The sequence below is a fragment of the Streptomyces sp. NPDC093801 genome (assembly GCF_040701585.1).
GTDB lineage: Bacteria > Actinomycetota > Actinomycetes > Streptomycetales > Streptomycetaceae > Streptomyces.
Map to the genome: position 1 here is coordinate 1 of NZ_JBFBDP010000087.1, position 6,234 is coordinate 6,234.

The following is a 6,234-nucleotide window of genomic DNA, read 5'->3' on the forward strand; positions in this document are numbered from 1 at the left end:
TATATCGTCCGCACGGCCCACGGCACCCTGACCTCGTGGTGGGATACGAAGGACTCCAGCACCATCGTGGCACCTCTGCCCTACCTGGAGAGCGTCGCCTTCCTCATCGAGGGCAGCGCACCGGCAAGCGCCCGCCCGCCGATCCCACCCTGCGAGCCAATGGACCACGACGACCCGGACCGCTGCTACTGGTGACAGCCGCTCCCTGGCCCCGGCTTCTCGGCAACGGGCTCGTTGTCCTCCTGGCCCCGTCGGGGTTCAGGTTCCAGCCGGCGCGTGGAGGCGCATGGGGTCGGTTCCCTGACGCCATCGCGGCTGCGGCGTCCCGCTTCGCTTCGGCGACCCGCCGGAGCCGGGGTCATGCCCAGCGGACGCCCAGCCTGCGCAGCGCGTCCAGCTGGTCCTGGGTGAGTTTGTGGCGTCGGGTTTTGGTGTTGGTGACCCATACACCCAGTTTCACGACCACCGGCTCAGCCTCACCTTCGACTGCGACCTCCTCCCCGTGGGCCCTGGGGACGGGCCGTTGGGCGCCTTCCCGCTCCACCCACTGTGTGAGGGCTGCCAGGCCCCGTTGGAATGCCTGCTGGGCCTTGCTCGGCCCCTTCGCCCCGGGACTGGCTGCGGGGGCGGGGGCGGGCGTCTGGTCGGGTTGTACGCCCAGGACGGTCAGCCGTTCCTGCTGTTCGGGCAGCAGCCGAGCCGAGGTGGCCGGCTGCTTTTGCTGTTGGAGCCACCGTCCGATGTCGTCGCCGTCCAGGAGCACGCCGGGCGCGATGTGGGGCAGGACGCCGTCGGCGTCGACCAGGTCGGCTAGGACGCGGTAGTGGCGCTGCCAGTCCAGCGGCCACGGGCAGTCCCAGTCCTCGTCGATCGCGGTCAGCTGCGCCGCGCGCTCCGCTGCCCGGTCCGGGTCCTTGCCCAGGCCGTTCTTCGCGCCCTTCCTGCGGAGGTTGGCCATGTGCTGGCCGATGGGCATCATCTCGTCGTTCTCGCCCCACAGGGCATCCTGCCGGGGCGCGAGGTGCCCGGTGGCCCGCCGGTACGAGCGCAGGGCGGCGAGCTTGGCCTCCCAGGCTTCCTCGCCGGGCTCCCACACCATCCCGGCCTCCGGCGCGTCCAGGAGGGTCTTGCGCCGGTCCTCGAGTTCGCCGGCGCGTAGGGCCTTGCGCTGCTGGTGTACCCACCGCCCGAGGGGGAACGCCTTGGTGACGCCCACCGTCGTCTCGGTGTCGTACGGGACGGCGTGGACTCCGGTGATCTCGTTCTCCGCCCGCCACCGGATCAGGGCCTGGTAGCCCTCCAGCCACACCAGCGACTCCGGCCGGTACACCCGCGTACGGAGGAAGGCCGCGATCGTGGCGGCGTCGCGCGGGCTGGAGAAGTGGAGCAGCGCCGACTCGGCCGCGGCGTCGGCGTCGTCCTCCTGGTCCTCGCCCTCGCCGCCGGTGCCGACGATCTGCCCGTTCTCGTCGCGGCGCAGGTGGGTCTTGCGCTTCCCGCTGGTGAGGGCGCGTGAGGCGAGCTGCTCGACGAGGCGGTCGTCATGACTACGGAGGCTCTGGAGGACGGCTACAAGGGGGCGGAAGCTGGCGGAGGCGACCATGTCGGTGGGGTCCTCGTTCGGCTCCAGGAAGACCGGCACGATGATGCGGGCGATCTTCGTGGACCCGTCCTTGTTGAGCCGGAGCGCGCGCCCGATGTTCTGGACGATCTCCACCTGGGAGCCGCGGGTGTCGGTGAAACAGATCGCCTCCACCCCGCGCTCGCCAGTGATGTCGACGCCCTCGCCCAAGACGCGTACGGACGCGAGGAACGCCCGGTGCACGCGCCGTCGACCCGATCATCGACATCACCGACCCGCTCCAGATGAACGGGTACACCTACTCCAACGCCAACCCCATCGGCGGATCCGACCCCTCCGGTCTTTTCTGCGACGGCTGCAGCTTCCACAATCCCGACAGTGTCTGGAACCCGGACCATCGCAGTCTCGTGAGCGGCCGGTCGATCAGCGGGGCAGGATGCGCAGTACTGCCTCTTGTTCGCCGCTGAGCCGCAGGCCTTGCTGTACTGCGGCGCTCAGATCGAGGTCGCCGAGCAGGGTCGCGGCGAGCAGGTGCGGCGGTCCGGTCAGTGACGCGGTGGGGTGGTCGACCCGGCCTGCGTGTGTGTGCACCGAGCCGTCCTTGACTTCGATGACCAGGTCTTCGTTGCCGTCGGCGTGCAGTTGCAGGGCGATTGCCGGCTGGTCGGGGCGGTGGTCGGTCAGTGCCCGGGCAGGCATGTCCAGCCAGTGGGTGCGGAAGGTGTCGCTGCCGCCCGGCTCACGCAACAGCGGCATGCCCCACCGGCTCAGCTCCCGCAGCACCGGCTCCAGCTCGCGGCCACGCTCGGTGAGGGAGAACAGGGTGGTGGCCACCGGCGGCGGGGCGGCCTCGCGGTGGATCAGTCCGGCTTCCTCTAGTTCGCGGAGCCGGTCGACCAGCAGGTTGCTGGCGATCCCGGGCAGCCCGTTGCGCAGGTCGGTGTGCCGGCACGGACCCAGGGCGAACAGTTCACGGACGATCAGCAGGGTCCATCGGTCGCCGACGGTGTCCAGTGTTTTCGCGATGCCGCAGTACTGCCCGTAGGTGCGCATGCCACCACCCTACATCGTGGTGTTGAGATTCAAAACTCACTTGTTGACTTTCTCAACAACATCGGTCTAGCGTCGCTGCCCATGACCCCCACCCTTTCCGTGCGTCGGCTGGCCTGGGCCGGCGTCGAGATCCGTCTCGGCGACACCCGCCTGCTGATCGACCCGCTCGAGAACGTCGCTCCGCTGGCGCCGGTGATGGGGCCGCCGCACCGGCCGGTCGACCCGGTCGATGCCCCGCCCGGCACCCACGCCCTCATCACCCACCTGCACCCCGACCACTACGACCACGACCTGATCGCCCGGATCGCGGCCACCGGCACGATCGGCTGCCACACCCCGAGCGCGGCGGCGCTGCACGAGGTGGGCATCACTCCCGTTGCCCAGGACCTGGGCCGGTCACGCCGCATCGGAGAGCTGACCGTCATCCCGGTGACCTCGCTGGACTGGCGCGGCAACGACTGTGACCAGGTCGCCTGGGTCGTCGAAGGCGCCGGCCGGCGGGTCATTCACTGCGGCGACACCCAGTGGCACGGCAGCTGGTGGCAGATCGCCCGCGACCACGGCCCGTTCGACGTCGCGTTCGTCCCGGTCAACGGCGTCATCGCCCACTTCGAGGGCTACGCGGCCAACGTCCCGGCGACCATGACCCCCGAGCAGGGCGTCGAGGCCGCCGTCGCACTCGGCGCCGGCACCGTCTGCGCCATGCACTACGGCCTGTTCCACAACCCGCCGTTCTACACCGAACAACCCGACATCGAGCAGCGCTTCCAGCACGCCGCCGACGCGCGCGGCATCACCGCGGCCATCGTCGCCGACGGCCAGCCCGTCCTGTGACCATCAGAAACAAGGAGCAACACATGAAGATCGTCCTGTTCGGTGCCAGCGGCAACATCGGCCGGCCCACCACCGAGGAACTACTGCGTCGCGGTCACACCGTCACCGCGGTCACCCGAGCCGGCCACGTCGACGGACTGGGGCACAAGGCCCTGACCGTGACCACCGGTGACGTCACGGACGCCGCCGCGGTCGCCGGCCTCGCCGCCTCCCACGACGCTGTACTGTCGGCCGTCGGCCCCCGGATCGGCCAGGAGGACGACCGCGCCACGATCGTCGGTGCCGCCCGTGCGCTGATCGACGGACTCCGCCGAGCCGGCGTCACCCGCCTGGTCACCATCGGCGGTGCCGGCAGCCTGCGCACGCCGACCGGCGCCCGGGTCATGGACGACCCGGACTTCCCCGCGCTGTGGAAGGCCAACGCCGAGGCCCAGTCCGAAGCGCTCGACCTCTACCGCGGCGTCCACGACCTCGACTGGACGTACGTGTCGCCCGCCGCGGTCATCGCAGCGGGCGAGCGGACCGGGGCCTACCGCAGCGCCGGGGACACCCTGCTCACCGACGACGACGGCAACAGCCGCATCTCGTACGCCGACTACGCGATCGCCTTGGCCGACACGATCGAGAGCGGCACCGCGATCCGCCGCCGCATCACCGTGGCGTACTGAGCCATGAGCAACGACGCCGCCGGCCGACAGACCCGATTCATCGTCCTGCTCGCAGCGCTCGTGGCCCTGGGACCACTGTCCATCGACGGCTACCTGCCCGGACTGCCGGACCTCGCCGGCGACCTGCGCGCCAGCGCCGCGGCCACCCAGCTCACCATCACCGCCTGCCTGGCCGGGCTGGCCATCGGGCAGCTGATCGCCGGGCCGCTGAGCGACACCTACGGCCGGCGGCGTCCGTTGCTGGCGGGCCTCACCCTCTACACGATCGCCAGCGCGCTCTGCGCGGTGGCACCCGACGTCCGGACCCTCGTCGGCCTCCGCCTGGTCCAGGGCATCGGCGGGGCGTTCGGCATCGTCATCGCCAACGCCATGGTCCGCGACCGCACCTCCGGAACCCGCACCGCACGTCTCTTCTCCGCACTGACCTTGATCACCGGCCTGGCGCCGGTGTTCGCGCCGGTCCTCGGCGGCCAGCTACTGCGCGTCACGGCCTGGCCGGGGATCTTCGTGGCCCTGGCCGTACTCGGCGCCGTGATGCTGGCGGCCTCCGCCGCAGCACTGCCGCAGACCCGGTCCTCCGCGTCACGCCGGCCGCTGCCGGCTGTCGTCGGGCAGCTGCTCAGCGACCGGGTCTTCACCGGGTATGTCCTGGCCAACGGCCTGGTCTTCGCGGCGATGTTCGCCTACATCTCCGGCTCGCCGTTCGTCCTGCAGGAAATCCACGGCCTGTCACCGCAGCAGTACAGCGCCGTGTTCGCCGTCAACGCCGCCGGACTCATCGCGGCCGCCCAGATCAGCGGCCGGCTGGTGGCCCGGGCCGGCGCCCGCGTGCTGCTGCTCGCCGGTCTGCTGGGCGCGACAGCCGGTGGCACCACGGTCCTGGGCGCGGTGCTGACACGGGCACCCCTGCCCGTGCTCCTGATCGGCCTGTTCGTCCTGGTCTCCAGCGTGGGCCTGGTCATGCCGAACGCCGCGGCCCAGGCCCTGGCCGACCACGGCGGACACGCCGGGTCGGCAGCCGCTCTGCTCGGCTTCAGCCAGTTCATGATCGGCGGGGCACTTGCTCCGCTGGCCGGCGCGGGTGGCGCCACCGACGCCTTGCCGATGGGAATCATCGTCGCCGTGCTGCCGGCGCTCGCTCTGCTCACACTCGGCGTCCTCACCCGGTCGATGCCCGGTGAGCGCACTCGCAGGCCGGCTCGCCAAGGACGTGCCGGGCACCGGCGACCGCGCCGGCACATCGATCGCAGACGAGCCGGCATCCAGTGAGCCGTTTCATCCTTCGTAACGCGGTGACTCGACGTGGTGCAGGACGAGGATGGCCTGCACGATTGCGGTGGCTCGGCGCGGGCAGCAGCGCAGCTTGACCAGGATTCTCCAGGTTTTGAGGGTAGCGATGGCTCGTCCGCCGCGAGCGCGGATTTTCGCGTGGGCGCGGTTGACGGCCTTCTGCCGCCGGGACAGCTTGGGCCTGAATCGTCTGGAACCCTGGCGTTAACGGCGCGAAATGGCCCCAGATTTTCGGTCTGGGCTGGCCCCACGTCGGTGGTTGAAGCGGCCCTTGTTCCGGCCTGAACTGGCTCCGGGTTCCGGTCTCAGCAGGGCCAGGCATGGTAGTCGTGGGGCTGTTGAGGTGGGCTGATGGGCCATGAGCGAGAATGCTGCGCATGACGACTTGAAGAGCACCGGCAAGGCGGTGGCACTGGGTCAAGGTGGCGACCTGGGACACGGTCGAGGACGGTGATCGCCGAAGCTGCACTGTCTGCGGGACCGCCGTCCGCTCCTACCAGTTCCGTCTCTATCCGCCCGAGTCCTCGATGTTCGAGCGGTGCGTCGGCTTGGCATGGTGCTCCGGGTGCCGGATCTACTCCAGTGCAATGGTCCACATCCCCCGAACACGTGTCCTCGCCGACGCGCTGGGCTCCCTGCCTGAGGACGAGTCTGTTCGACTGCGCCGCAGCGAAGCGAAACTGGTCGACTATCTCGATCGCCAAGGTCGCCGTGAACCGTTCCGGGTTCGGTAGAGATCTCAGATGTTGTGTGTGACCTGGGCTTTCGTGGTGCTCAGGTAGTGGTTGGCTTCGTATTCGGCGGGCG

5 protein-coding genes and 2 pseudogenes are annotated in these 6,234 nt (G+C 70.1%); 4 read left to right on the forward strand and 3 right to left on the reverse strand.

Annotation, left to right across the window (positions count from 1 at the left end):
• On the forward strand, positions 1-195 hold a 195-nt coding region (locus AB0469_RS40775; protein ID WP_366456671.1), incomplete at its 5' end, for a hypothetical protein.
• Positions 196-358: 163 nt separating this feature from the next.
• Here AB0469_RS40775 and AB0469_RS40780 read toward each other — a convergent pair.
• Positions 359-1,831: pseudogene (locus tag AB0469_RS40780) on the reverse strand (Helicase associated domain protein); the annotation flags it as partial.
• 174 nt (positions 1,832-2,005) lie between these two features.
• Entirely contained in the window at positions 2,006-2,635 is a 630-nt protein-coding gene (locus AB0469_RS40785) for a winged helix-turn-helix transcriptional regulator (protein WP_366456672.1), read from the reverse strand.
• An 81-nt stretch (positions 2,636-2,716) separates the two neighbouring features.
• Here AB0469_RS40785 and AB0469_RS40790 point away from each other — a divergent pair, with 81 nt between their 5' ends.
• Genes AB0469_RS40790 through AB0469_RS40800 form a run of 3 tightly spaced genes read left to right on the forward strand, consistent with a single transcriptional unit; the run spans position 2,717 to position 5,406 of the window.
• The gene (locus tag AB0469_RS40790) at positions 2,717-3,469 is read left to right on the forward strand and encodes an MBL fold metallo-hydrolase (RefSeq protein ID WP_366456673.1); all 753 of its coding nucleotides are present in this window, start codon (positions 2,717-2,719) and stop codon (positions 3,467-3,469) included.
• 23 nt (positions 3,470-3,492) lie between these two features.
• Positions 3,493-4,137: an NAD(P)H-binding protein gene (locus AB0469_RS40795; protein ID WP_366456674.1), complete on the forward strand. Its 645-nt coding sequence runs from the start codon at positions 3,493-3,495 to the stop codon at positions 4,135-4,137.
• A 3-nt stretch (positions 4,138-4,140) separates the two neighbouring features.
• Positions 4,141-5,406 (forward strand): multidrug effflux MFS transporter, encoded by a 1,266-nt coding sequence (locus AB0469_RS40800; protein ID WP_366456675.1) that lies wholly within the window; start codon positions 4,141-4,143, stop codon positions 5,404-5,406.
• A 6-nt stretch (positions 5,407-5,412) separates the two neighbouring features.
• On the opposite strand, the pseudogene AB0469_RS40805 reads toward AB0469_RS40800, so the two are convergent.
• Positions 5,413-5,616, reverse strand: a pseudogene (locus tag AB0469_RS40805) (transposase family protein); the annotation flags it as partial.
• Positions 5,617-6,234 lie beyond the last annotated feature (618 nt).

Coding starts and splice junctions, on each gene's coding strand:
- AB0469_RS40785 (WP_366456672.1), bottom strand. CDS start 2,635: ATGCGCACCTACGGGCAGTACTGCGGCATCGCGAAAACACTGGACACC.
- AB0469_RS40790 (WP_366456673.1), top strand. CDS start 2,717: ATGACCCCCACCCTTTCCGTGCGTCGGCTGGCCTGGGCCGGCGTCGAG.
- AB0469_RS40795 (WP_366456674.1), top strand. CDS start 3,493: ATGAAGATCGTCCTGTTCGGTGCCAGCGGCAACATCGGCCGGCCCACC.
- AB0469_RS40800 (WP_366456675.1), top strand. CDS start 4,141: ATGAGCAACGACGCCGCCGGCCGACAGACCCGATTCATCGTCCTGCTC.